18 protein-coding genes are annotated in these 22826 nt (G+C 63.8%); 11 read left to right on the top strand and 7 right to left on the bottom strand.

The window, feature by feature from the left end; genetic code table 11:
- Positions 1 to 334 precede the first annotated feature (334 nt).
- The gene (locus QLG03_RS20005; protein WP_002893602.1) at positions 335 to 1285 is read right to left on the bottom strand and encodes a sugar-binding transcriptional regulator; all 951 of its coding nucleotides are present in this window, start codon (positions 1283 to 1285) and stop codon (positions 335 to 337) included.
- 382 nt (positions 1286 to 1667) lie between these two features.
- Between QLG03_RS20005 and QLG03_RS20000 the strand changes: the two genes are divergently transcribed.
- Complete coding sequence (locus QLG03_RS20000; RefSeq protein WP_032455056.1) at positions 1668 to 2498, top strand: transketolase; 831 nt, start codon at positions 1668 to 1670, stop codon at positions 2496 to 2498.
- Entirely contained in the window at positions 2491 to 3426 is a 936-nt protein-coding gene (locus QLG03_RS19995) for a transketolase C-terminal domain-containing protein (protein ID WP_049013966.1), read from the top strand. The genes QLG03_RS20000 and QLG03_RS19995 overlap by 8 nt, the downstream gene beginning before the upstream one ends.
- A 34-nt stretch (positions 3427 to 3460) precedes the next feature.
- On the opposite strand, the gene entD is transcribed toward QLG03_RS19995, so the two are convergent.
- Together entD and fepA are read right to left on the bottom strand one after the other, a co-directional pair.
- Positions 3461 to 4090 carry an enterobactin synthase subunit EntD gene (gene entD / locus QLG03_RS19990; protein ID WP_048334344.1) on the bottom strand — a complete coding sequence of 210 codons (630 nt, stop codon included), beginning with the start codon at positions 4088 to 4090 and terminating at the stop codon, positions 3461 to 3463.
- 66 nt (positions 4091 to 4156) lie between these two features.
- Positions 4157 to 6385, bottom strand: coding sequence for a siderophore enterobactin receptor FepA (fepA, locus tag QLG03_RS19985; RefSeq protein ID WP_048296999.1), 2229 nt, complete (start codon positions 6383 to 6385; stop codon positions 4157 to 4159).
- A gap of 259 nt (positions 6386 to 6644) precedes the next feature.
- Between fepA and fes the strand changes: the two genes are divergently transcribed.
- From fes to entF, 3 genes are read left to right on the top strand one after another with little or no spacing between them, the layout of a single operon-like run.
- Positions 6645 to 7853 (top strand): enterochelin esterase, encoded by a 1209-nt coding sequence (gene fes, locus QLG03_RS19980; protein ID WP_072421904.1) that lies wholly within the window; start codon positions 6645 to 6647, stop codon positions 7851 to 7853.
- A 27-nt stretch (positions 7854 to 7880) separates the two neighbouring features.
- On the top strand, positions 7881 to 8084 hold the full coding sequence (locus tag QLG03_RS19975) for an MbtH family NRPS accessory protein (protein WP_032455062.1): 204 nt from the start codon (positions 7881 to 7883) through the stop codon (positions 8082 to 8084).
- A gap of 10 nt (positions 8085 to 8094) precedes the next feature.
- Positions 8095 to 11976, top strand: a complete 3882-nt coding sequence (entF, locus tag QLG03_RS19970; RefSeq protein WP_255988306.1) for an enterobactin non-ribosomal peptide synthetase EntF — start codon at positions 8095 to 8097, stop codon at positions 11974 to 11976.
- Between the two features lie 64 nt (positions 11977 to 12040).
- Here entF and fepC read toward each other — a convergent pair whose 3' ends face one another.
- The 3 genes from fepC to fepD are packed head-to-tail and all read right to left on the bottom strand — an operon-like array spanning position 12041 to position 14828.
- Complete coding sequence (fepC, locus tag QLG03_RS19965; protein ID WP_032455067.1) at positions 12041 to 12835, bottom strand: iron-enterobactin ABC transporter ATP-binding protein; 795 nt, start codon at positions 12833 to 12835, stop codon at positions 12041 to 12043.
- Complete coding sequence (gene fepG / locus QLG03_RS19960) at positions 12832 to 13824, bottom strand: iron-enterobactin ABC transporter permease (protein WP_165457695.1); 993 nt, start codon at positions 13822 to 13824, stop codon at positions 12832 to 12834. Before fepG ends, fepC begins: the two co-directional genes overlap by 4 nt.
- Entirely contained in the window at positions 13821 to 14828 is a 1008-nt protein-coding gene (gene fepD / locus QLG03_RS19955; protein ID WP_023288781.1) for a Fe(3+)-siderophore ABC transporter permease, read from the bottom strand. The genes fepG and fepD overlap by 4 nt, the downstream gene beginning before the upstream one ends.
- Positions 14829 to 14940: 112 nt before the next feature.
- Here fepD and entS point away from each other — a divergent pair, with 112 nt between their 5' ends.
- Positions 14941 to 16182, top strand: a complete 1242-nt coding sequence (entS, locus tag QLG03_RS19950; RefSeq protein ID WP_255988299.1) for an enterobactin transporter EntS — start codon at positions 14941 to 14943, stop codon at positions 16180 to 16182.
- Between the two features lie 257 nt (positions 16183 to 16439).
- Here the strand turns inward: entS and fepB are convergent, their stop codons facing one another.
- Positions 16440 to 17399, bottom strand: coding sequence for a Fe2+-enterobactin ABC transporter substrate-binding protein (gene fepB / locus QLG03_RS19945; RefSeq protein ID WP_032455076.1), 960 nt, complete (start codon positions 17397 to 17399; stop codon positions 16440 to 16442).
- A gap of 188 nt (positions 17400 to 17587) precedes the next feature.
- Between fepB and entC the strand changes: the two genes are divergently transcribed.
- Genes entC through entH form a run of 5 tightly spaced genes read left to right on the top strand, consistent with a single transcriptional unit; the run spans position 17588 to position 22414 of the window.
- The gene (entC, locus tag QLG03_RS19940) at positions 17588 to 18763 is read left to right on the top strand and encodes an isochorismate synthase EntC (RefSeq protein WP_255988297.1); all 1176 of its coding nucleotides are present in this window, start codon (positions 17588 to 17590) and stop codon (positions 18761 to 18763) included.
- Between the two features lie 9 nt (positions 18764 to 18772).
- On the top strand, positions 18773 to 20380 hold the full coding sequence (gene entE / locus QLG03_RS19935) for a (2,3-dihydroxybenzoyl)adenylate synthase EntE (protein WP_072421329.1): 1608 nt from the start codon (positions 18773 to 18775) through the stop codon (positions 20378 to 20380).
- Positions 20381 to 20393: 13 nt separating this feature from the next.
- Complete coding sequence (gene entB, locus QLG03_RS19930; protein ID WP_048334361.1) at positions 20394 to 21245, top strand: enterobactin biosynthesis bifunctional isochorismatase/aryl carrier protein EntB; 852 nt, start codon at positions 20394 to 20396, stop codon at positions 21243 to 21245.
- 8 nt (positions 21246 to 21253) lie between these two features.
- Positions 21254 to 22000 carry a 2,3-dihydro-2,3-dihydroxybenzoate dehydrogenase EntA gene (gene entA, locus QLG03_RS19925; protein WP_255988526.1) on the top strand — a complete coding sequence of 249 codons (747 nt, stop codon included), beginning with the start codon at positions 21254 to 21256 and terminating at the stop codon, positions 21998 to 22000.
- The gene (gene entH, locus QLG03_RS19920; RefSeq protein ID WP_023288788.1) at positions 22001 to 22414 is read left to right on the top strand and encodes a proofreading thioesterase EntH; all 414 of its coding nucleotides are present in this window, start codon (positions 22001 to 22003) and stop codon (positions 22412 to 22414) included. It abuts the gene before it with no gap.
- Positions 22415 to 22826 lie beyond the last annotated feature (412 nt).

The raw sequence follows: 22826 nt of genomic DNA, 5'->3' as shown, positions 1-22826 counted from the left end.
GTCACCCGGTGTCCTGGAACAGCGGAGACGGGATCTTTTCCACCGTCTCATGCGTCTACGCAGGCCATGATGTGACATTTCGTTATCATCTTTTTAATCACTGAATATATATTCGATAGTGATTATTTATTTGATACCTTAAGCCACAAACCCGGTGACGGGCTACCGGAAAAATCATCAATTGTGCTGGCAATCACATTTCGCCGATCGGCAAAAGCGGCGGCAGGCGGCTGGGTTGGTTGACTAAATTATTGAATTTAAATGTATTAGCAGAGCCAGCCCTGAGGTTAAAAAAGCACGTCAGGGCGGCAGAGAGGAAAAACAGCGCGGCAGGTTAGTCGCTGACCAGCATGCGGGCGGTAGGATAATCGGTGATTAAAACGTCAATGTAGCCGCCGGTAAGGGCGCCTTTGATGGCCGCGACTTTGTCAGTGCCACCGGCCAGCGCGACGACGTTAGGGCATTTTTTGACCTTTTCCAGCGCCATGCCGATCACCGGATCTTCATCATCGCGTAACACCGGATGGCCGTTTTTGTCGTAGTAGTGCAGGCAGATATCGCCCACCGCGCCGCGCGCCGCCAGCACCTGCAGCATATCTTCGTGATAGTAGTTCCCGGAGGTTTTCAGCAGCTGGGAGGGTTCGAGAATGCCGATGCCGACGATGGCGATATCCACCTCGTCAAAGCGCGACACCACGTCCGCGACGTCCTTGCTGGCCAGCAGCCGGTTGCGCTCCTCCATGGATCCCTCAATGCTCTGCGACGGCAGCAGCCAGGCGTCGCAGTTCAGGCGCTGGGCGAGGGTCTGGGTAAGAATCGTCGCCTGCACGTTACCGTTGGGCCCGACGCCGCCGAGCAGCTGGATCACGCCGCTGGCCTTCAGGTTCTGCGCATGAACTTCATCGACCATCGCGCGAATGGTTGAGCTCCAGGAGGAGACGCCAATCAGATCTTTTGGCCGCAGACGGGTTTCCAGATAGTGGGCGGCGGCGGAGCCAATCGCCCGCTTAATGGTGTGATCGCTGGCCTCTTCTTCGGTATCCACCACCACCGCCTGCTTAAGACCGTAGCGATCCTCAAGCCCTTTTTCGAGCTTCAGAAAAATGTTTGACGGCTGTACGACGCTGATTTTGACGACGCCCTCTTTCTGGCAGCGGGTGATGGCGCGGGAGACAAATGACTGTGAGAGCGAGAGAAGTTGGGCGATATCAGACTGCTTTCGTCCTTCCAGGTAGTAAAGCGTGGCAATCTTAACCAATAGCCGTTGTTCATCCTGCTTAGCCATATTAATCCTCGAAAATCATTTATCGCCTGTGTTCAGGCGCTTAGCGGCAGCCATTTTATTTAGGGTATAGAGGCTTCTATCATACGCGAAAAAAAATCACACTTAAGTGTGACAGGCGTCTAACTTTTGCCAATCCTCAAAATCGACTATGGACAAAAACAAAACAGCCAGGTCATAATCGAATAAAGAATCATCATTGAATATATATTCAAGGCGATTTCAAGTCAATGTGTTTCTCCGGGCTAAGTCCGGAGCGGGAGGCAGAATGTTCCTGAGTAGGGCGCTGTGGCAGAAGGCTTACCACCCGGCATAGGGATATCTGGTTTTTTTAGTTCTTGCTGGAATAAATATTCCATGCTGAAAATAAATTCAGAGGTGTGAAATGAATCCCTACAGATTTGATATTCAGACGCTGGAGCGTAAAGCCCGCGCGGTGCGGCGCCACATTGTGCGCTTAAACGCCAATAGTCCGGCCGGCGGCCACACCGGGGCCGACCTTTCGCAGGTCGAACTGTTAACCGCGCTCTATTTCCGGGTCCTCAACGTGGCGGCGGATCGGCTCGACGACCCGCAGCGCGATATCTACATCCAGTCGAAAGGCCACGCAGTGGGCTGCTACTACTGCGTTCTGGCGGAAGCCGGCTTCTTCCCGGTGGAGTGGCTGGAGACTTACCAGCATGCCAATTCCCATCTCCCTGGCCACCCGGTGCGGCAGAAAACGCCGGGTATTGAGCTGAACACCGGCGCGCTGGGCCACGGTTTGCCTGTTGCGGTGGGGCTGGCGCTGGCCGCGAAGAAAAGCAACAGCACCCGCCGCATTTTTTTGATCACCGGCGATGGCGAACTGGCGGAAGGCAGTAACTGGGAAGCCGCCCTGGCGGCGGCGCACTACGGGCTGGATAACCTGGTCATTATTAATGATAAGAACAACCTCCAGCTGGCCGGGCCGACGCGCGAAATCATGAATACCGATCCGCTGGCCGACAAATGGCGCGCCTTCGGCATGGAGGTCAGCGAATGCCAGGGTAACGATATGGCCTCGGTGGTCGCGGCCATCGAGGGGCTGCAGCAGAAGGGTAAACCAAACGTCATTATTGCCAACACCACGAAAGGCGCGGGGATCTCCTTTATCCAGGGGCGCCCGGAGTGGCACCACCGGGTGCCGAAAGGTGAAGAGATCGCTCTGGCGCTGGAGGAACTGAAAGATGAGTAATGCAGAACACCTGGCTAACGTCATGGTCGAGGCCTTTATCGCCGCCGTGGAAAGCGGTGTCGATCTGGTGCCGGTGGTGGCCGACTCCACGTCGACGGCCAAAATCGCCCCCTTTATTAAGCAATTTCCCGGCCGGCTGGTGAACGTCGGCATCGCTGAGCAGAGTATGGTCGGCACCGCCGCCGGTCTGGCGCTGGGCGGCAAAGTGGCGGTGACCTGTAACGCCGCGCCGTTTCTTATTTCGCGGGCCAATGAGCAAATCAAAGTGGATGTCTGTTACAACAACACCAACGTGAAGCTGTTTGGCCTTAACGCCGGGGCCAGCTACGGTCCGCTGGCCAGCACCCACCATGCGATTGACGATCTGGCGGTGATGCGCGGCTTCGGCAATATCCAGATCTTCGCCCCCTCCACGCCGCGCGAATGTCGGCAGATTATCGACTATGCCCTTGCTTATCAGGGGCCGGTCTATATTCGCCTCGATGGCAAGGCGCTGCCGGAGCTGCTTGACGAGTCGTATCGCTTTGTTCCCGGCGCCGTGCTGACTCTGCGTGAAGGCGAGGACGTCGCACTGGTAGCCACCGGTTCGACAGTGCATGAGGTAGTGGAGGCGGCGCAGCAGCTTGCCGACCTCGGCGTTCAGGCGAAAGTGGTCAGCGTGCCGTCGATCCGCCCCTGCGATACCGCCGCGCTGCTGGCGGCGCTGAAGCCGTGCAAAGCGGTGATCACCGTCGAAGAGCATAACGTCAACGGCGGGCTGGGCAGCCTGGTGGCCGAGGTGCTGGCGGAAGCGGGCGTGGGCATTACCCTGCAGCGGTTGGGGATCCCGGACGGGGAGTACGCCGCCGCCGCCGATCGCGGCTGGATGCGCCAACACCACGGGTTTGATGCCGCCGCCATCGTCGCCCGGGTGCAAAACAGGGGCTGATGGTCTGAACGCCCGTCGCGTGTAGCGCGGGCGTTTACTGCTGCAATGCGCAAAACGTGACGACCTGCTCCTCCGACGCTGTCCAGTACAGCGGATAGCGTTGCCCCGCAAACCGAAGCGCTAAGGTGCTTGCCGTTATTTCCACGATCTGAAAATCGGTGAACCCCAGCGCGCGCTGGCCTGCCGTCGGCGTCGCCTTAAACCCACTCTCTTTCGCCGAAAAGGCCAGCGTCAGCGCCAGCGGGAAGGGCAGGCCGCTGTGCAATAGCACCTTTTTTTCCGCCTCGTTGATAATGCTGCTCTCCAGCTCCGCCGCCAGCTGTGGAGTAAACCGGCGCTCGATGTCGACGCCCACCGGCCGGTCGGCGACCACCGCCAGCGCGCGCTGGCCGCAGTGGCTGATACTACCGAACCAGGGCGCGGGCCACAGCGGCTGGCGCCGATCGCCAATCGCGGGAGGCCGTTTTTCTCCCACCTCGCGCAGGGCGTACACCGCGGCGATGCGCCCGGCCAGGTGCTCCGCCTGCCGCTTGCGGCTCCAGCCGCTCAGGCTGGCGTGATAGGGCAACCACAACAGATCGGCAGCCTGAAAAGTCGCCGGGTCGAAGTCGACGTGCTGCAAGCGATAGCCGGCCAGCGGCAGGGTGGAGTGAAGAATGCGCATAAGGCAAGTATACCGCGGTTGTCCCCGCCCTTTATCCTGCAAGGGCGGGGGAGGGAGAACCCGCTATCAGAAGTGGGTGTTGACGCTCATATACCAGGTGCGGCCCGATTCGTTGTAGGTCTCGGCGCCGGCGCCGTACATCGTGCCGGTGGCGCCCCCGGTGGTCTGGGCGTTGCCCGCGCGCCAGTGGCGCTTGTCGAAGACGTTATCCACGCCGCCGGTCAGACTAACGTATTTGGTCACGTCCCAGGTCGCGCTCAGGCCGAGGATGCTGTAGGGGCTGACCTCGTTCTTCTCGCTGCCGGTGACCGGTTGACCCTTATAGTTGTACTTCTTCGGCTCCTGTTTGCCGTACCAGGTAAAGGTCGACTGCAGCGAAACGTCATCGCGTACCTGCCAGCTCAGCGTGGAGTTCAGCGTGTATTCCGGGATAATCGACAGCCGATCGCCGGTCTCTTTATTCTTACTCTGCAGCATGTAGGTGATGTTGTTGGTCCAGTTCACGGTCTCGCTCACAGGGACGTTCAGCGTACCTTCCAGGCCTTCCACCACCGCTTTCGGCACGTTTTCCCACTGGTAGAGATCGGTACCTTTACCGTTTTGATAGACCGGAGCATAGCCAGCTTCAATCTTGTTGCGGTAATCGTTGCGGAACCAGGTCACGCCCGCCAGCCAGCCGTCGCGTTTAAACTCGAGGCCAATCTCTTTGTTGATGCTGGTCTCGGCTTTTAAATCTTCATTCCCCTGCAGATAGCAGCCGTCTTTACTGGCGTAGCAGCCCTGGCCTTTGCTGTAGAGAATGTAGTTCGGGTTGGTCTGATACAGGCTCGGCGCTTTATAGGCACGGGCGATACCCATCTTCAGCGTGAAGTCGTCCCACAGGCCCTGAGACAGATTGAGGGACGGGCTCCAGTTGTTGCCGACGATGCTGTGATGATCGAAACGCAGCGCCGGGGTCAGCATGGTGGTGTCGGTCAGCTCCATGTTGTTCTCAGCGAACAGGGAGAAGATCTCCGCCTTCGAGTACGGGCTGCGGCCGGTACTGTCGTAGCCCGGAATTTCTCCCCCCGACAGCGCCTGGGTGTTGGAGGCCTTATCCTTCATGCGCTGCTGGTTCCACTCGCTGCCCAGCGTCAGGTTCTGATTAACCAGATAGTCGAACGGGATGCTGACTTCGCTGTGCAGCATCACATCCGCCAGATCGATATCCGTGAACTGGTTGCTGTTGAAGATCCCCTCGGTCCCCCCGGCCAGTCCTTCGCCTTTGCGTGAGTTGCGGGTACGTTCGTACTGCGCCCAGTTGCTGGTGGTCACCCCGTTGTCCCAGGCGCCGTTCCAGGTGACCGAGTAGGTGTTGCGGTACAGACGGTTGGTCTCTTTGCCGTAGTTCTCTTTTACCAGGTCGTTGGAGTTGGTGTTCTGGGTGTCGCCTGCGTAGAGGTTGCCCTGGCGGCTGTATCCGGCCTCAAACTCCAGCGACTGCATCGGCGCGAATTCCCAGCGCACCAGACCATCGATGTTTTTATTTTTTACCCCTTCGCGCCCGGCCGGCAGGGTGTCGGCATAGATCCCGGTACGTTCGGACTGATGGCCCTGGTTGATGTCCCAGGCGTCGGCCTGGGTTTTGTCGAGGTTACCGAACAGGCGGAAGCTGAAATCGCCGCCCAGCGGGCCGCTGAGGCTGAAGTTGGTGCGCTTGGTGGAGCCTTCGTCTTTGTGCTCCGGGGCGTTCATATAGGTGTTCCAGGAGCCGTGCCACTCATCGCCGGTTTTTTTAGTGATGATATTCACCACGCCGCCGGCGGCGCCGTTGCCGTAGCGGGCGGCGGCCGGGCCGCGAATCACTTCGATGCGTTCGATCATCTCCGGCGGCACCCAGCTGGTGTCGCCGCGGGTGTCGCGCTCGCCGCGCCAGCCGAGACGCACAGAGTTGCGGCTGGTGACCGGCTTGCCGTCGATCAGGATCAGGGTGTTTTCCGGGCCCATGCCGCGGATATCAATCTGGCGGTTATTCCCGCGCTGGCCGCTGGTGGAGTTGCCGGTCAGGTTGACCCCCGGCATGGTGCGAATGATCTCCGAGACGTCGCGCGCCGGCGGACGTTTGCGGATCTCATCGGCGGTGATGGTGGAGACGCCCGGCGCCTGCAGGTTCTGCTCGGCGGCGGTGACCACCATGGTCTCTTCCGCGGCGCTGTTTTTATCGTCGGTGGCGGTTTCCGCTGCGCTTAACGGAAAAGCAACCCCGTAAATTCCCAGATTGACCAGCAAGGCCAGGGATTTGATCCTGTTATTCATTGTTATTCCTGCTTTTTTGTCGCCACGTTCCCCAAACGCCCCTTCCCACCGGGAGGGGAGGCGGCATAAATGTTGCCGGAAGAGGGCAAAGGCATTCCGTCGCTAGCTGAATAAGCTCTCTTCGACATGTGTTGTGAAAGACGCGCTTCCCACGGCGCGCTAATACGCTATTGCAAATGCAAATAGTTATCAATAATATTATCAATAAAGAATGACAATTAATTAAAAAAGTCACGCGATACATAGGGTTAATGACTGAATGTTAACGACAGGAAGCGAGGAGTGGTGGCGAACTCTGCAGGGACCGCAGTCCCGGGCGGTGGATGGTGCCATCGAGGTGACGTTCTGGTGGCGGGATCCGGCGGGGGATGAAACGCGTTCTCCACGGCGTCGGGTATGGCTCTATATCACCGGCGTGACCGACCACCATCAAAATGCGCGACCGCAATCGCTGCAACGTCTGCCCGGGACCGACGCCTGGTGCTGGCGAACCACGCTGTCGCCGACCTGGCGCGGCAGCTACTGCTTTATTCCCTCCGACCGTGACGATGATTTTTCCCCTGAGGTGTTCAGCGCCGATAAGCCGGACCGCGCGCTGCTGCGCGAAGGCTGGCGCAAACTGCTGCCGCGGGCGATAGCCGATCCGCTGAACCCGCACAGCTGGCGGGGCGGACGCGGCCATGGCGTCTCCGCCCTGGAGATGCCGCAGGCGCCGGCGCAGCCCGGTTGGGATCAGCTTAATGAGGCGCATCCTCCCGCCCGTTGCCTTGAGTGGCGCAGCGCGCGTCTGGGCAACCATCGCCGGGTCTGGATCTACACCCCCGGCGAGGCCGTCGACCCGCAAACGCGGCCCCTGGCGATCCTGCTTGACGGCCAGTTCTGGGCCGAAAGCATGCCGGTGTGGTCGCCGCTGGCCGCGCTGACCCGCGAGGGGAGGCTGCCGCCGGCGGTCTACCTGCTGATCGACGCGATCGACAACCAGCGCCGTGGGGTTGAGCTGCCCTGTCATCGCGATTTCTGGCTGGCGGTGCAGGAGGAGCTCCTGCCGCTGGTCCGCGGTCACGTCCCGTTCAGCGACCGCCCGGAGCGGACGGTGGTGGCCGGGCAAAGCTTCGGCGGCCTGGCGGCAATGTTCGCCGCCCTCAACTGGCCGCAGCGCTTTGGCTGCGTGCTCAGCCAGTCAGGCTCCTACTGGTGGCCGCATCGCGATGGCAGCGGGACGGGCTTTATCGGCGAACGTCTCCGCCAGGGCGAGGCGTCCGCGGCCGGGCTGCGCATCTGGCTGGAGGCGGGCCAGCGTGAACCGATTATTTTTCGCGCCAACCAGGCGCTGCTGGCGCAACTCACCACAACGCAGCAGACGATTTTCTGGCGTCAGGTTGACGGCGGGCATGATGCGCTTTGCTGGCGCGGCGGGCTGACGGCGGGGCTGATCCAGCTCTGGCAGCCTCTGCTGTCGCCCCCTTAGCACAGCGCTTTACGACAGGAGTTTGATATGCAATTCAGTAACCCCTTCGACAATCCGCAAGGGCAGTTTTACATTCTGCGCAATGACCAGCGGCAGTTCAGCCTGTGGCCGGGGCATTGCGCGCTGCCTGCCGGCTGGACGGTGGTGTGCCCTCCGCAGTCGGTCGAGGCGTGCAACGCCTGGCTGGCGGCCAACTGGCCGACACTGACCCCCGCCCATCATGCGGCATAAGGAGCTGACCATGACCACTCGTTTACCGCTGGTTGCCGCGCAGCCGGGGATCTGGATGGCCGAGCGCCTCTCCACTCTGCCTGGCGCCTGGAGCGTGGCCCACTATGTTGAACTGCGCGGCGCGCTCGACCCGGCGCTGCTGGGTAAGGCGATTGTCGCCGGGCTGCAGCAGGCGGATACCCTCAGCCTGCGCTTTGAGGAAGAGGAAGGGGAAGTCTGGCAGTGGCTGGCGGCGGAACGCACCTTTGGCGAACCGCCGATCGTTGACCTGCGTACGGCGCCGGATCCGCACCGCGCCGCCACGGAGCGGATGCAGGCGGATCTGGCGCAGGATCTGCGCGTCGACGGCGGCAACCCGCTGGTGTGCCATCAGCTGCTGCGCGTCGGCGACGACCACTGGTACTGGTATCAGCGCTATCACCACTTGCTGGTGGATGGCTTCAGTTTCCCGGCGATTACCCGGCAGATCGCCGCCATTTACCGCGCCTGGCAGCGTGGAGAAGCCACCCCGGAATCGCCTTTCACCCCCTTTGCCGAGGTGGTGGACGAGTACCGGCGCTACGCCGGCAGCGAGGCCTGGCAGCGGGATAAAGCCTTCTGGCAGGCCCAGCTCCAGGCGTTACCGGCTCCCGCCTCGCTCTCTGCCGCCCCGCTGGGCGGGCGGGCCGCCGGGAGCGATATCTGGCGGATGAAGCTGGCGATGAACGCCGATGCCTTCCGCCGCCTGGCCGGCCATGCGCCGCAGTGTCAGCCCGCTGACCTGGCGCTGGCGCTCACCACGCTGTGGCTGGGCCGCCTGTGCAACCGGATGGACTACGCGGCGGGCTTTATCTTTATGCGCCGGATGGGCTCAGCGGCGCTGACCTCGACGGGGCCGGTGCTCAACGTCCTGCCTCTGGCGGTGCATATTGACGCCCAGGAGACGCTGGCGGACCTGGCGATGCGCCTCGCCGCGCAGCTGAAAAAGATGCGCCGCCATCAGCGCTATGACGCCGAGCAGATCGTCCGCGACAGCGGCAAAGCGGCCGGGGACGAACCGCTGTTCGGCCCGGTGCTGAACGTCAAAGTTTTTGATTACCAGGTGGATATCGACGGCGTCGAGGCGGTGACCCACACCCTCGCCACAGGCCCGGTCAACGATCTCGAGCTGGCGCTGTTCCCGGATGAGACCGGCGGGCTGTCGCTGGAGCTCCTCGCTAACAAGGCCCGGTACGATGAAGCCGAGCTGCGTCGCCACATGGCGCGACTGACCGAGCTGCTGGCGCAGTTTGCCGCCGATCCGACGCTACGCTGCGGCGAAGCGGAGATGCTCTCCGCCGACGAGCAGGCCCGGCTGGCGGCGGTCAACGATACCGCTATGCCGCTGCCCGCCACCACCCTCAGCGCGCTGGTGGCCGACCAGGCGCGGAAGACCCCGGATGCTCCGGCGCTGGCGGATGCTAACTGGCAGTTCAGCTATCGTGAGATGCGTCAGCAGGTGGTGGCGCTCGCGCAGCTGCTGCGTCAGCGCGGCGTGAAGCCGGGCGACAGCGTGGCGGTGGCCCTGCCGCGCTCGGTGTTCCTGACCCTGGCGCTGCACGGCATTGTCGAAGCGGGAGCCGCCTGGCTGCCGCTGGACACTGGCTACCCGGACGACCGCCTGCGGATGATGCTGGAAGACGCCCGGCCGTCGCTGCTGATCGCCACGGAGGATCAGCTGGCCCGCTTCAGCGATATCCCCGGGCTGGAGAGCCTCTGCTACCAGCAGCCGCTGGCCGTTGCGGATGACGCGCCGCTGGCGCTGTCAAAACCGGAGCATACCGCCTATATCATCTTTACCTCTGGCTCCACCGGGCGGCCAAAAGGGGTGATGGTCGGCCAGACCGCCATCGTCAACCGCCTGCTGTGGATGCAGGATCGTTATCCGTTATCTGCCGACGACGTGGTGGCGCAGAAAACGCCGTGCAGTTTTGACGTTTCGGTGTGGGAGTTCTGGTGGCCGTTTATCGCCGGCGCGCAGCTGGTGATGGCCGAGCCGGAGGCGCACCGCGACCCGCAGGCGATGCAGCAGTTCTTCGCCCACTACGGCGTGACCACCACCCACTTTGTGCCGTCGATGCTGGCGGCGTTTGTCGCCTCGCTGGATGCCGACAGCGTGGCCGCCTGCCGCACGCTGCGGCGGGTATTCTGCAGCGGCGAAGCGCTGCCGACGGAATTGTGCCGCGAATGGGAGCGCTTGACCGGCGCGCCGCTGCATAACCTGTACGGCCCGACGGAAGCGGCGGTGGACGTCAGCTGGTATCCGGCCTGCGGGCCTGAGCTGGCGGCGGTGACCGGCAGCAGCGTACCGATTGGCTGGCCGGTATGGAACACCGGGCTGCGCATTCTCGACGCCGCGATGCGCCCGGTGCCGCCGGGGGTGGCCGGGGATCTCTATCTCACCGGCATTCAGCTGGCGCAGGGCTATCTGGGGCGTCCGGACCTCACCGCCAGCCGCTTTATCGCCGACCCGTTTGCCCCCGGCGAGCGGATGTATCGCACCGGCGACGTGGCGCGCTGGCTGGCGAACGGCGCGGTGGAGTATCTTGGCCGCAGCGACGATCAGCTGAAGATCCGCGGGCAGCGCATCGAGCTTGGCGAGATTGACCGGGTGATGTCGGCCCTGCCGGACGTGGCGCAGGCGGTGAGTCACGCCTGCGTCTTCAACCAGGCGGCGGCGACCGGCGGCGATGCCCGGCAGCTGGTGGGCTATCTGGTCTCTGACTCCGGCCTGCCGCTGGATACCGCGGCGCTGAAAGCGCGGCTGGCGGAACAGCTGCCGCCGCATATGGTCCCGGTGGTGCTGATGCAGCTCCCCGACCTGCCGCTCAGCGCCAATGGCAAACTGGACCGCAAAGCGCTGCCGCTGCCGACCCTCGGCGGCGAGCGCAGCGGCCGGCCGCCGGAGCCCGGGATGGAAACCGTTGTCGCCGCCGCCTTCAGTCAGCTGCTGGGCTGCGAGGTGAATGATATCGACGCTGATTTCTTCGCCCTCGGCGGTCATTCGCTGCTGGCGATGCGCCTGGCGGCGCAGCTCAGCCGCCAGCTGGCGCGGCAGGTGACCCCGGGGCAGGTGATGGTGGCCTCGACGGTGGGCAAACTGAGCGCGCTGCTGGCCGCCGATCTCAGCGATGAGCAGGCTCAGCGCCTGGGGCTGGATGCGCTTCTGCCGCTGCGCGAGAGCGACGGCCCAACGCTGTTCTGTTTCCATCCGGCCTCCGGCTTCGCCTGGCAGTTCAGCGTGCTCGCGCGCTATCTCAGCCCGCGCTGGTCGATTACCGGTATTCAGTCGCCGCGCCCGCAGGGGCCGATGGCCGGCGCCGCCAGCCTCGACGAGGTGTGCGAGCATCATCTGCAAACGCTGTTGGCGCAGCAGCCGCACGGTCCTTATTATCTGTTCGGTTATTCGCTCGGCGGCACCTTAGCCCAGGGCATTGCCGCCCGCTTGCGCCAGCGCGGCGAAGCGGTGGCCTTCCTCGGCCTACTGGATACCTGGCCGCCGGAGACGCAAAACTGGGCGGAGAAAGAGGCGAACGGGCTGGATCCGGCGGTGCTGGCGGAAATTGCCCGCGAGCGCGAAGCGTTCCTCGCCGCCCAGCAGGGGCAAGCCTCCGGCGAGCTGTTCAGCGCCATCGAAGGCAACTATGCCGACGCGGTGCGGCTGTTAACCACCGCGCACAGCGCGAAGTTTGACGGCAAGGCGACGCTGTTCGTGGCGGAGAAGACGCGGCAGGCGGGGATGGATCCGCAGGTCGTATGGGGCCCGTGGGTGGGCGAGCTGGAGGTGTTCAGCCAGAACTGCGCCCACGTCGACATTATCTCCCCGCAGGCCTTTGAAGCCATCGGCCCGGTGGTCAGGGAGATTCTGGGATAACAGTTGAGTTCGGGCTACAGCAGGTAGCCCGGCTCAGCGTCGCGCCAGCCGGGGAAAGGGGAAATTACCGGCGGCCCAGCGGCACCACCAGCGGCGTATGCGCCACCGGATCCTCAATGATCGTGCAGCGCAGACCGTAAATCCGTTCAATCAGATCCGCCGTGACGATCTCCTTCGGCGCCCCCTCGGCGACGATCTTACCGTCGCGCAGGGCGATCAGGTGGGTGGCGTAGCGGCAGGCCTGGTTCAGATCGTGCAGCACCGCCGCCAGGGTATAGCCCTTCTCGCGATTCAGCTCGCTCAACAGCTCCAGCAGGTCGATCTGATGGCTGATGTCCAGCCAGGTGGTCGGTTCATCCAGCAGCATAATCGCCGTCTCCTGGGCCAGCACCATCGCAATCCACGCCCGCTGCCGCTGGCCGCCGGAAAGCGTATCGACGCTCTGCAGCGCCAGGTCGCTGATCCCGGTGGCCCGCATCGCATTATTCACCGCCGCTTCATCTTCTTTGCGCCAGCGGGTGAACAGCGGCTGGTGCGGGTAGCGCCCGCGGGCCACCAGCTCCTGCACCGTAATATCGCCAGGGGTGGTGGCATTTTGCGCCAGCAAGCCGATGCGGCGGGCGACCTCTTTACTGGCGTACTGCTGGATCTGCGCGCCGTCGAGCCAGACATGGCCGCTGGCCGGCGTCATCAGACGGCTGAGGGTGCGCAGCAGTGTCGACTTGCCGCAGCCGTTGGGGCCGATAATGGCGGTAAAGTGGCCGTCAGGGATGGTCACGTTCAGCGACTCGGCGATGGTCTTGTTTCCGTAGGCCAGGGTTAACTGCTCGCCGCGCAAACGGGAGGGGACAGCACTCATTTTTTGCGGGACTCCTGAATCAATAATGCAATAAGGTAAATACCGCCGAGGCTGACGGTTAGCACGCCCACCGGCAGCTGCCAGGGCATAAACAGCCGCTGGGCGCCGTAATCGGCCAGCGCCAGCAGCAGCGCGCCGCACAGGGCCGACTGGGTCAATCCCCAGCGGGCCGTGCCGCTCAGGCGGCGGGCGATGTGCGGCGCCACCAGCGCAATAAATGAGATGGGCCCGGCCAGCGCCGTCGAGGCGGCGGTGAGCACCACCGCCACCAGCATCAGCAGCAGGCGCGAACGCTCGACCTGCACGCCCAGCGCGCAGGCGGTATCGTCGCCCATCTCCAGCAGCCGCATCCGACGAACCAGCAGGGCGCTGCACACCAGCATCAGCAGGATCAGCGGCGCCGACGGCCAGGTTTTACCCCAGGTCAGGCCGTTAAGCGATCCGGCGTTCCACAGGCCCGCAGAAAGGGCGGTCTCCAGCGAGGCGCGCAGCAGCAGCCAGGTGTTGAAGGCCACCAGCATGGCGCGCACGCCGATGCCGATAATAATCAGGCGAAAGGTCTCGATCCCATTGCGCCAGGCCAGCAGCCAGACCACCAGCGAGGTGAGTACCCCGCCGGCCATCGCCGCCAGGGCAATCGCCGTCAGGTTCTGGCCGAAGAGAACCATCGCCACCAGCACGCCGCTCCAGGCGCCGGTATTAAAGCCCATCACGTCCGGGCTGCCGAGCGGGTTACGGGTCAGCGACTGGAAAATGGCGCCGCTGACGCCGAGCGCGGCGCCGATGAGCAGCGCCATTAACACCCGCGGCAGCCGCCATTCGTTCACCACCATCGCGACGTTGCGCGGCGCGTCGCCGAACAGGGCGGAGAAGACCTGGTCAATCGTTAGCGGCACCGGGCCTTGCGCCAGCCCGAGCAGGGAAATCAACAGGCTGGCGGCCATCAGCAGCAGACAGCTGGCTATCAGGCGGCGGGACGGGGCAATCACAGGCCACCTCCGCGCGGCTGGCGCCGCACCAGCCAGATCAGCACCGGCGCGCCGAGAAAGGCGCTCACCACCGATACCCGCAGTTCGCCGGGCACCAGCAGGCGGCCAATCACGTCGGCAAACAGCAGCAGGGCCGGGGTGGCCAGCAGGGTGACCGGCAGCGACCAGCGATGATCGGCCCCTACCAGCCAGCGGGCCATATGCGGCATCATCAGGCCGATAAAGGCGATCGGGCCAACCACAGCGGTAGCGCTGCCGCACAGGACGGTAATCACAATCAGGCCGATCAGCTGGGTGCGGGCGACGCGGCTGCCGAGGGCGGTGGCGGTATCGTTGCCGAGGCTCAGGCTGTTAAGCGCCCGGCTCAGCAGCAGGGCGGCGATCCCCGCCATCGCCACCGGCAGCAGGACAATTTTCAGCGTCTGCAGGGTGCGGATATCCAGCGAACCGGCCTGCCAGAAGCGCAGCTGATCGTAGACGTCCGGGTTGAGCAGGGCGATGCCGTTGGACAGCCCCTCCAGTACCGCCGCGAGGGCGACCCCGGCGAGGGTGAGGCGCACCGGGCTCAGCTGGCCGCCGCCCTGACTGCCGGTGAAGGCCACCAGCAGCGAGGCGCAGAGCGCGCCGCAAAACGCCAGCAGCAGCTGTTCCTGCGGGGAGGTGATCCCGAACAGCGCCGCGCCGAGGACGATGGCGAAGCTGGCGCCGGAGTTGACCCCCAGCAGGCCGGGGTCGGCCAGCGGGTTACGGGTGAGCGTTTGCATCAGCGCGCCGGCGAGGCCGAGGGCGACGCCGGCCAGCAGACCGGCCAGGGTGCGCGGCAGGCGCGCGTCCAGCACGATGGTGCAGTCGGCGCTTTGACAGGTTCCGCTAAAGGCGGTGAATACCGTGCCGATCGGCAACGATTTGGCGCCGATGGTCAGGCTAAGCGCGGCGGCTAAGGCGAGTAACAGCAACAATCCGGGCACGGCGACAGAGCGTACCGCGGTCGTAGAAAACGACATAACTGACATCCCTGATATGATAATGATAGTAATTATCGTTATCGATTTTATTCAGCTATGGTAGCATGACCCACAGTAAAAAGGGTATTAAAAATAACGACAAGGCGCTGTAATGAACCGACAATCCTGGCTGCTCAACCTCAGCCTGCTGAAAACTCACCCGGCGTTTCGCGCCGTTTTTATCGCTCGCTTTATCTCTATTCTGTCGCTTGGCCTGCTGGGCGTGGCCATCCCGGTGCAGATCCAGATGATGACCCATTCGACCTGGCAGGTCGGGTTGTCGGTGACGCTGACCGGCGCGTCGATGTTTATTGGCCTGATGGTAGGGGGGGTACTGGCCGACCGCTATGAGCGCAAACGCCTGATCCTGCTGGCGCGCGGCACCTGCGGCGTGGGCTTTGTCGGCCTGTGTCTGAACGCCCTGCTGCCGGAGCCGTCGCTGGCGGCGATCTACCTGCTGGGGATCTGGGATGGGTTCTTCGCCTCGTTGGGGGTGACCGCGCTGCTGGCGGCGACGCCGGCGCTGGTGGGGCGGGAAAATCTGATGCAGGCCGGGGCCATCACTATGCTCACGGTGCGCCTGGGCTCGGTGATTTCGCCGATGATCGGCGGCCTGCTGCTGGCCTCCGGCGGCGTGGCCTGGAATTTCGGCCTGGCGGCGGCGGGGACCTTTATCACCACCTTAACCCTGCTGCGTCTGCCACAGCTGCCGCCGCCTCCGCGGCCGCGCGAGCATCCGCTGCGTGCCCTGCTGGCGGGGCTGACCTTCCTCTGCCAGAGTCCGCTTATCGGCGGGATTGCGCTGCTCGGCGGCCTGCTGACCATGGCCAGCGCGGTGCGGGTGCTCTATCCGGCGCTGGCCGGGAGCTGGCAGATGTCGGCCGGACAGATTGGCCTGCTGTACGCCGCGATTCCGCTCGGCGCGGCGCTGGGGGCGTTGACCAGCGGCCAGCTGGCCCAGACCGTGCGGCCGGGCGCGCTGATGCTGGCGACGACGGTGTGCTCCTTTGTCGCCATTGCGCTGTTCAGCCTGATGCCGCACTGGGCGTTGGGCGCGCTGTGCCTGGCGCTGTTTGGCTGGCTGAGCGCTATTAGCTCGCTGCTGCAGTACACCCTGATCCAGACCCAGACGCCGGAACATATGCTCGGGCGAATTAACGGTCTGTGGACCGCGCAGAACGTTACCGGCGACGCCATCGGCGCGGCGCTGCTCGGCGGGTTAGGGGCGGTGATGACGCCGGTCGCTTCCGCCAGCGCCAGCGGCTGGGCGCTGGCCCTCGTCGGCGTGCTGCTGGTGGGGCTGCTACGCGAGCTGCGCCGTTTCCAGCGCCCGGAAATAGTCAACGAAAGCTGAGTACGGTGCGATTGCCCGGTGGCGGCTGCGCCTTACCGGGCCTACGGTACTGGGGGCTCGGGCGTTGCAGGCCGGGCAAGCGCCGCGCCGCCCGGCAAGGTGTTCCGACCGCGTACCCGTCCTGATGCCCGGTGGCGGCTACGCCTTACCGGGCCTGGGGTCTGGCCTGGAGGGCGCAAGCATTGTAGGCCGGGCAAGCGCAGCGCCGCCCGGCAAAGCGTTCAGGCTGCATACCCGTCCCGATGGCACGGCCCGCGTTAGCCGAACAGGCTGGAGAGACGCTGGAGCACCAGCAGGGCGCTGTAGTAGTCAAGACGGAAGGTCTCGGTGCCCAGCGGGTAAACGCGTTTGCCTTCGACCGCCGGGAGATGCGCCAGCAGCGGGTTGGCGTAAATGGCATCGACATCTTTCTGGTCGCCGGCGAACAGGAACAGGCTCTGGCCGTTCAGACCGGCGGCCAGGTTCTCCCCGCCCAGCTGCACGATATCGTGGCGTTTGCCTTGACTATGGCTGGCGGGCAGGCCGCCCGGCAGCGTCGCCAGGCTAAAGCCCAGCTGTTCGAGCATCTGCCCCTGGGCCGATTCCGGCGTCCAGATATTGGCGCTGTGCGCGGCGGCGGTATAGACGAGGGCGGTGACCGGCTGCGGCGGCAGCTTCATTTTTTCTTTTAACGAAACGAGCTGTTTATTGAAGTCGGCGATGCGCGCGCTGGCCTGCTGCTCATGGCCGGTGATCTGCCCCAACTGGGTAAGCAGCGTTTGCCAGCTTTTATCGTCATAGTTGATGACCAGCGTCGGGGCGATCGTTTTGAGCTGATCGTACAGCGGCAGGGCGGAGTCGCCGCCGGTGGCGCTCACCAGGATCAGATCCGGCATCTGGGCGGCCACCGCTTCCGCGCTCGGTTCGCCGATGTACAGCCGCGTCAGCTTGCGGGCTTTGGCGACCTCACTCCACTGGCGCAGAAAGCCCTGGCTATCGGCCACGCGGTTGTTCGGGGTGGTGGCGCCGCTGGCGACCACCGGGGCGTCGATCGCCAGCAGCGAGCCGGTGAGGGTCACGCTGGTGGAGACAATGCGCAGCGGCTGGCTCGGCAGGGTGTGCGTCCCGTAGCTGTCGGTGACCTGGCGCGGCCAGTCCGCCGCCTGGGCTGAGGTAATTCCTAAAAACAACAGCATCCCGGCCAGCGCGCCGCGGCGGTAAAAAGAAGAGAAGTTCACGTCATCGCATCCTGATTCGAAGGGTAATAAATGCGTCTCATTTTCAACTTTGCGCCGACAGGATGCAAGCCAAAGTGGCGGCGCGATGACGTAACGCGGTTGACATGACGGGCAATACCTTTTAGGTTAGCCAACCAAAATACAAATGATAATTATTCGTAATATATTTATCGTTTTTGGAGGATGATATGGAAACGTCACTGGCTGAGGATGTACAGAAATCTACCCGGACCTTATCGCCGGACAGCTTCTTCTTTATGTCGCCGTACCGCAGTTTTAGCACCTCAGGCTGCTTCCGCCGCTTCTCATCGCCCGCCGACGGCGGCGATGCGCTGAATGGCGAGTTCCAGCAGCAGATGGCCGCCGCCTTTGCCGAGGCCCGGGCGGCGGGGATCCGCAAGCCGGTGATGGTTGGGGCCATCCCGTTCGACACCTGTCAGCCTTCCGAGCTCTATATCCCGGAGCGCTGGGAAGCGTTCTCGCGCCCGGAAAAACAGCGTTCCGCCCGCTATGCCGCGCCGCTGGAGGCGATGGAGGTGGTGGAGCGCCGGGAGATCCCGGAACAGGATGCGTTTTTGGCCATGGTGGAACGCGCCGCCGCGCTGACCGCCACGCCGGAAGTGGACAAAGTGGTGCTATCACGACTTATCGATATCACCACCCGCGATCCTGTCGATAGCGGCGCCCTGATGGAGCGACTGATCGCCCAGAACCCCGCCAGCTTCAACTTCCATGTGCCGCTCTCCGACGGCGGCGTGCTGCTGGGCGCCAGCCCGGAGCTGCTGCTGCGTAAAGAAGGACCGCACTTCAGCTCGCTGCCGCTGGCCGGCTCCGCCCGCCGCCAGCCGGACGATGTGCTGGACCGCGAAGCGGGCAACAGGCTGCTGGCGTCCGGCAAAGATCGCCACGAGCATGAACTGGTGACCCAGGCGATGAAGAACGTGCTGGGCCCGCGCAGCAGCCAGCTGTCGCTGCCGGCATCGCCGCAGCTGATCACCACCCCGACGCTCTGGCATCTGGCGACGCCGATCGAGGGCACGGCGCTGGCGGAAGAAAACGCCATGTCGCTGGCCTGCCTGCTGCACCCGACTCCGGCGCTGAGCGGCTTCCCGCACCAGGCGGCGAAGCGCCTGATTGCCGACCTGGAACCCTTCGACCGCCAGCTGTTCGGCGGCATCGTCGGCTGGTGTGACGATGAAGGCAACGGCGAATGGGTGGTGACCATCCGCTGCGCGCGTCTGCAGCAGCGTACGCTGCGCCTGTTTGCCGGCGCGGGCATCGTTCCGGCCTCCTCGCCGCTGGGCGAATGGCGCGAAACCGGCGTCAAACTGACCACCATGCTTAACGTATTTGGCTTGAATTAAGAGGCAAGGATGATTGCATTTACCCGTTGGCCGGATGAGTTCGCGGCCCGCTATCGCCAAAAAGGCTACTGGCAGGATCTGCCATTAACCAATCTGATCACCCGTCACGCGGAAAACGACGCCGTGGCGATTATCGATGGCGATCGACACATTAGCTACCGCCAGTTTAACCAGCGGGTGGACAACCTTGCCTGCTCTCTGCAGCGTCAGGGACTGAAGCGCGGGGAAACCGCGCTGGTGCAGCTGGGCAACGTCGCCGAGTTTTACATCACCTTCTTCGCGCTGCTGCGCATCGGCGTCGCGCCGGTGAACGCGTTGTTCAGCCACCAGCGCAGCGAGCTTAACGCCTACGCCGCGCAGATTAAACCGGCGCTGCTGATCGCCGACCGCGAGCACGCGCTGTTTGCCGACGATAGCTTTCTTCACGCGTTTATCGCTGAACATCCTTCCCTGCGCGTCGCGCTGCTGCGTAACGACGGCGGCGAGCGCGATCTGGCGACGGAGATTAACCGCCCGGCGGATAACTTTATCGCTAACCCAACCCCTGCCGACGAAGTGGCCTTTTTCCAGCTCTCCGGCGGCAGCACCGGGACGCCGAAGCTGATCCCGCGTACCCATAACGACTACGACTACAGCATTCGCCGCAGCAACGAGATCTGCGGGATTAACGCTGAGACGCGCTACCTCAACGCGCTGCCGGCGGCGCATAACTATGCGATGAGCTCCCCGGGGTCGCTGGGCGTATTCCTCGCCGGCGGGCGAGTGATCCTTGCCGCCGACCCCAGCGCCACCCTCTGTTTCCCGCTGATTGAAAAACATCAGATCAACGTCGCCTCGCTGGTGCCGCCGGCGGTCAGCCTGTGGCTGCAGGCGATCCATGAATGGGGCGGCAATGCCCAGCTGCAGTCGCTGCAGCTGCTGCAGGTCGGCGGCGCGCGCCTGTCGGCGACCCTTGCCGCGCGCATCCCGGCGGAAATTGGCTGCCAGCTGCAGCAGGTGTTCGGCATGGCGGAGGGGCTGGTGAATTACACCCGCCTTAACGACAGCCCTGAGCGGATCATTCATACCCAGGGCTGCCCGATGTGCCCGGATGATGAAGTGTGGGTGGCGGATGCCGACGGCAACCCGCTGCCGCGCGGCGAAGTGGGCCGCCTGATGACCCGCGGGCCGTACACCTTCCGCGGCTACTACAACAGCCCGCAGCATAACGCGGAAGCCTTTGACGCCGACGGCTTCTACTGCTCCGGCGATCTGATATCGATCGATGAAGACGGGTATATCACCGTCCAGGGCCGGGAAAAAGACCAGATCAACCGTGGCGGCGAGAAGATCGCCGCCGAAGAGATCGAAAACCTGCTGCTGCGCCATGAGGCGGTGATCCACGCCGCGCTGGTCAGCATTGAAGACAACCTGCTGGGCGAGAAGAGCTGCGCTTACCTGGTGGCGACCTCGCCGCTGCGCGCCGTCGCGGTGCGCCGCTTCCTGCGCGAGCAGGGGGTGGCTGAATTTAAACTGCCGGACCGCGTGGAGTGCGTTGCCGCGCTGCCGCTGACGCCGGTGGGCAAAGTCGATAAGAAACAATTACGTCAGTGGCTGGCCGAAGGCAAGCTGGGCTGAAGGAGAACAGAAAATGGCAATCCCTAAATTACAGGCTTACGCGCTGCCGGAAGCCAGCGATATCCCGGCGAACAAAGTCAGCTGGGCCTTTGAGCCCTCCCGCGCCGCGCTGCTGATCCACGATATGCAGGAGTATTTCCTCAATTTCTGGGGCGAAAACAGCGCGATGATGGAGAAAGTGGTGGCCAATATCGCCGCCCTGCGCGACTTCTGCAAACAGAACGGCATTCCGGTGTACTACACCGCCCAGCCGAAAGAGCAGAGCGATGAAGATCGCGCGCTGCTGAATGATATGTGGGGGCCGGGGCTGACCCGTTCGCCGGAGCAGCAGCAGGTGATTGCCGCCCTGGCGCCGGATGAAGACGACACCGTGCTGGTGAAATGGCGCTACAGCGCGTTTCATCGCTCGCCGCTGGAGGCGATGCTGAAGGAGAGCGGCCGCGACCAGCTGATCATCACCGGCGTGTATGCCCATATCGGCTGCATGACCACCGCCACCGACGCCTTTATGCGTGATATCAAACCGTTCTTTGTCGCCGACGCGCTGGCGGACTTCAGCCGCGAAGAGCACCTGATGGCGCTGAAATACGTCGCCGGCCGCTCCGGCCGCGTGGTGATGACCGAAGCGCTGTTGCCGCTGCCGGCCTCCAAAGCGGCGCTGCGCGCGCTGATCCTGCCGCTGCTCGACGAATCCGATGAACCGCTGGATGATGAAAACCTGATCGACTACGGTCTGGATTCGGTGCGGATGATGGCCCTGGCCGCCCGCTGGCGCAAAGTGCACGGTGATATCGACTTCGTGATGCTGGCGAAAAACCCGACCATCGACGCCTGGTGGGCGCTGCTTTCCCGCGAGGTGCGATAATGGCGGCGCTGGATTTTCGCGGTCAGACCGTGTGGGTGACCGGCGCAGGTAAAGGGATCGGTTATGCCACCGCGCTGGCTTTTGTGGAGGCCGGCGCCAACGTCACTGGTTTCGACCTCACCTTTGACGGCGAACGCTACCCGTTTGCGACCGAAACGCTGGACGTCGCCGATGCCGACCGGGTGCGCGAGGTGTGCAGCCGCCTGTTGGCGAACACCGAGCGGTTAGACGTGCTGGTGAACGCCGCCGGGATCCTGCGCATGGGCGCCACCGACCAGCTAAGCGCGGAAGACTGGCAGCAGACCTTCGCGGTCAACGTCGGCGGGGCGTTCAACCTGTTTCAGCAGACGATGGCCCGGTTCCGTCGCCAGCGGGGCGGGGCCATCGTCACCGTCGCCTCCGATGCCGCGCACACGCCGCGCATCGGCATGAGCGCCTATGGCGCCTCGAAGGCGGCGCTGAAAAGCCTGGCGCTGACCGTCGGCCTTGAGCTGGCGGGCAGCGGGGTGCGCTGTAATCTGGTCTCGCCGGGCTCTACCGATACCGATATGCAGCGCACGCTGTGGGTCAGCGACGATGCGGAGCAGCAGCGGATCCGCGGTTTCGGCGAGCAGTTTAAGCTCGGCATCCCGCTGGGTAAGATTGCCCGCCCGCAGGAGATCGCGAATACCATTCTGTTCCTCGCCTCTGCTCATGCCAGCCATATCACCCTGCAGGATATCGTGGTGGACGGCGGCTCGACGCTGGGGGCGTAAATGGCCTGGAAACGAGCGCTCACGCTGGCGGCGCTGAACGCCAGCAGCGAAAACACCCTGGTGGCGCATCTGGGGATCGTCTACACCCGGCTGGAGGCGGGGCTGCTGGAGGCGGAGATGCCGGTGGATGCCCGCACCCATCAGCCGTTTGGCCTGCTGCACGGCGGCGCTTCAGCGGCGCTGGCGGAGACGCTGGGGTCGATGGCCGGCTGGCTGATGACCGACGAGGGGCAGTGCGTGGTCGGCACCGAGCTGAACGCCACCCATCACCGGGCGGTCTCCAGCGGGAAAGTGCGCGGCGAGTGCCGCCCGCTGCATCTTGGCCGGCAGAGCCAGAGCTGGGAGATTGTGGTGTATGACGAGAAGGGACGGCGCTGCTGCACCTGTCGTCTGGGCACCGCGGTGCTGGGCTAAGAAGCCACGCTTTCCCCGGCTTGCGCTGCGCTTAGCCGGGCTACGTATCGGCGCAATGGGTAGCCCGGATAAGGCGCAGCGCGCCGCCATCCGGGAATATCCCTGCTCGGCTGTACTTAGCAGGGCTACGGTTTCTGGGTCAGGAAGCCGCTGTTTCCCCGGCTTGCGCTGCGCTGAGCCGGACTACGTATCGGCGCAATGGGTAGCCCGGATAAGGCGCAGCGCGCCGCCATCCGGGAATATCCCCGCTCGGCTGTACTTAGCAGGGCTACGGTTTCTGGGTCAGGAAGCCGCTGTTTCCCCGGCTTGCGCTGCGCTTAGCCGGACTACGGATCTGTAGGTCGGGTAAGGCGTTAGCCGCCACCCGACAAACAAACGGCACCGTTCACGATAATCCTTTCATTCATTTTCC

Origin of the sequence: Klebsiella sp. V115_8 (genome assembly GCF_029967715.1) — a bacterium.
In the GTDB taxonomy this organism is placed as follows: domain Bacteria; phylum Pseudomonadota; class Gammaproteobacteria; order Enterobacterales; family Enterobacteriaceae; genus Klebsiella; species Klebsiella quasipneumoniae.
The sequence above is the reverse complement of the archived record's forward strand: the minus strand, read 5'-3'. Positions and strand labels throughout refer to the sequence as shown.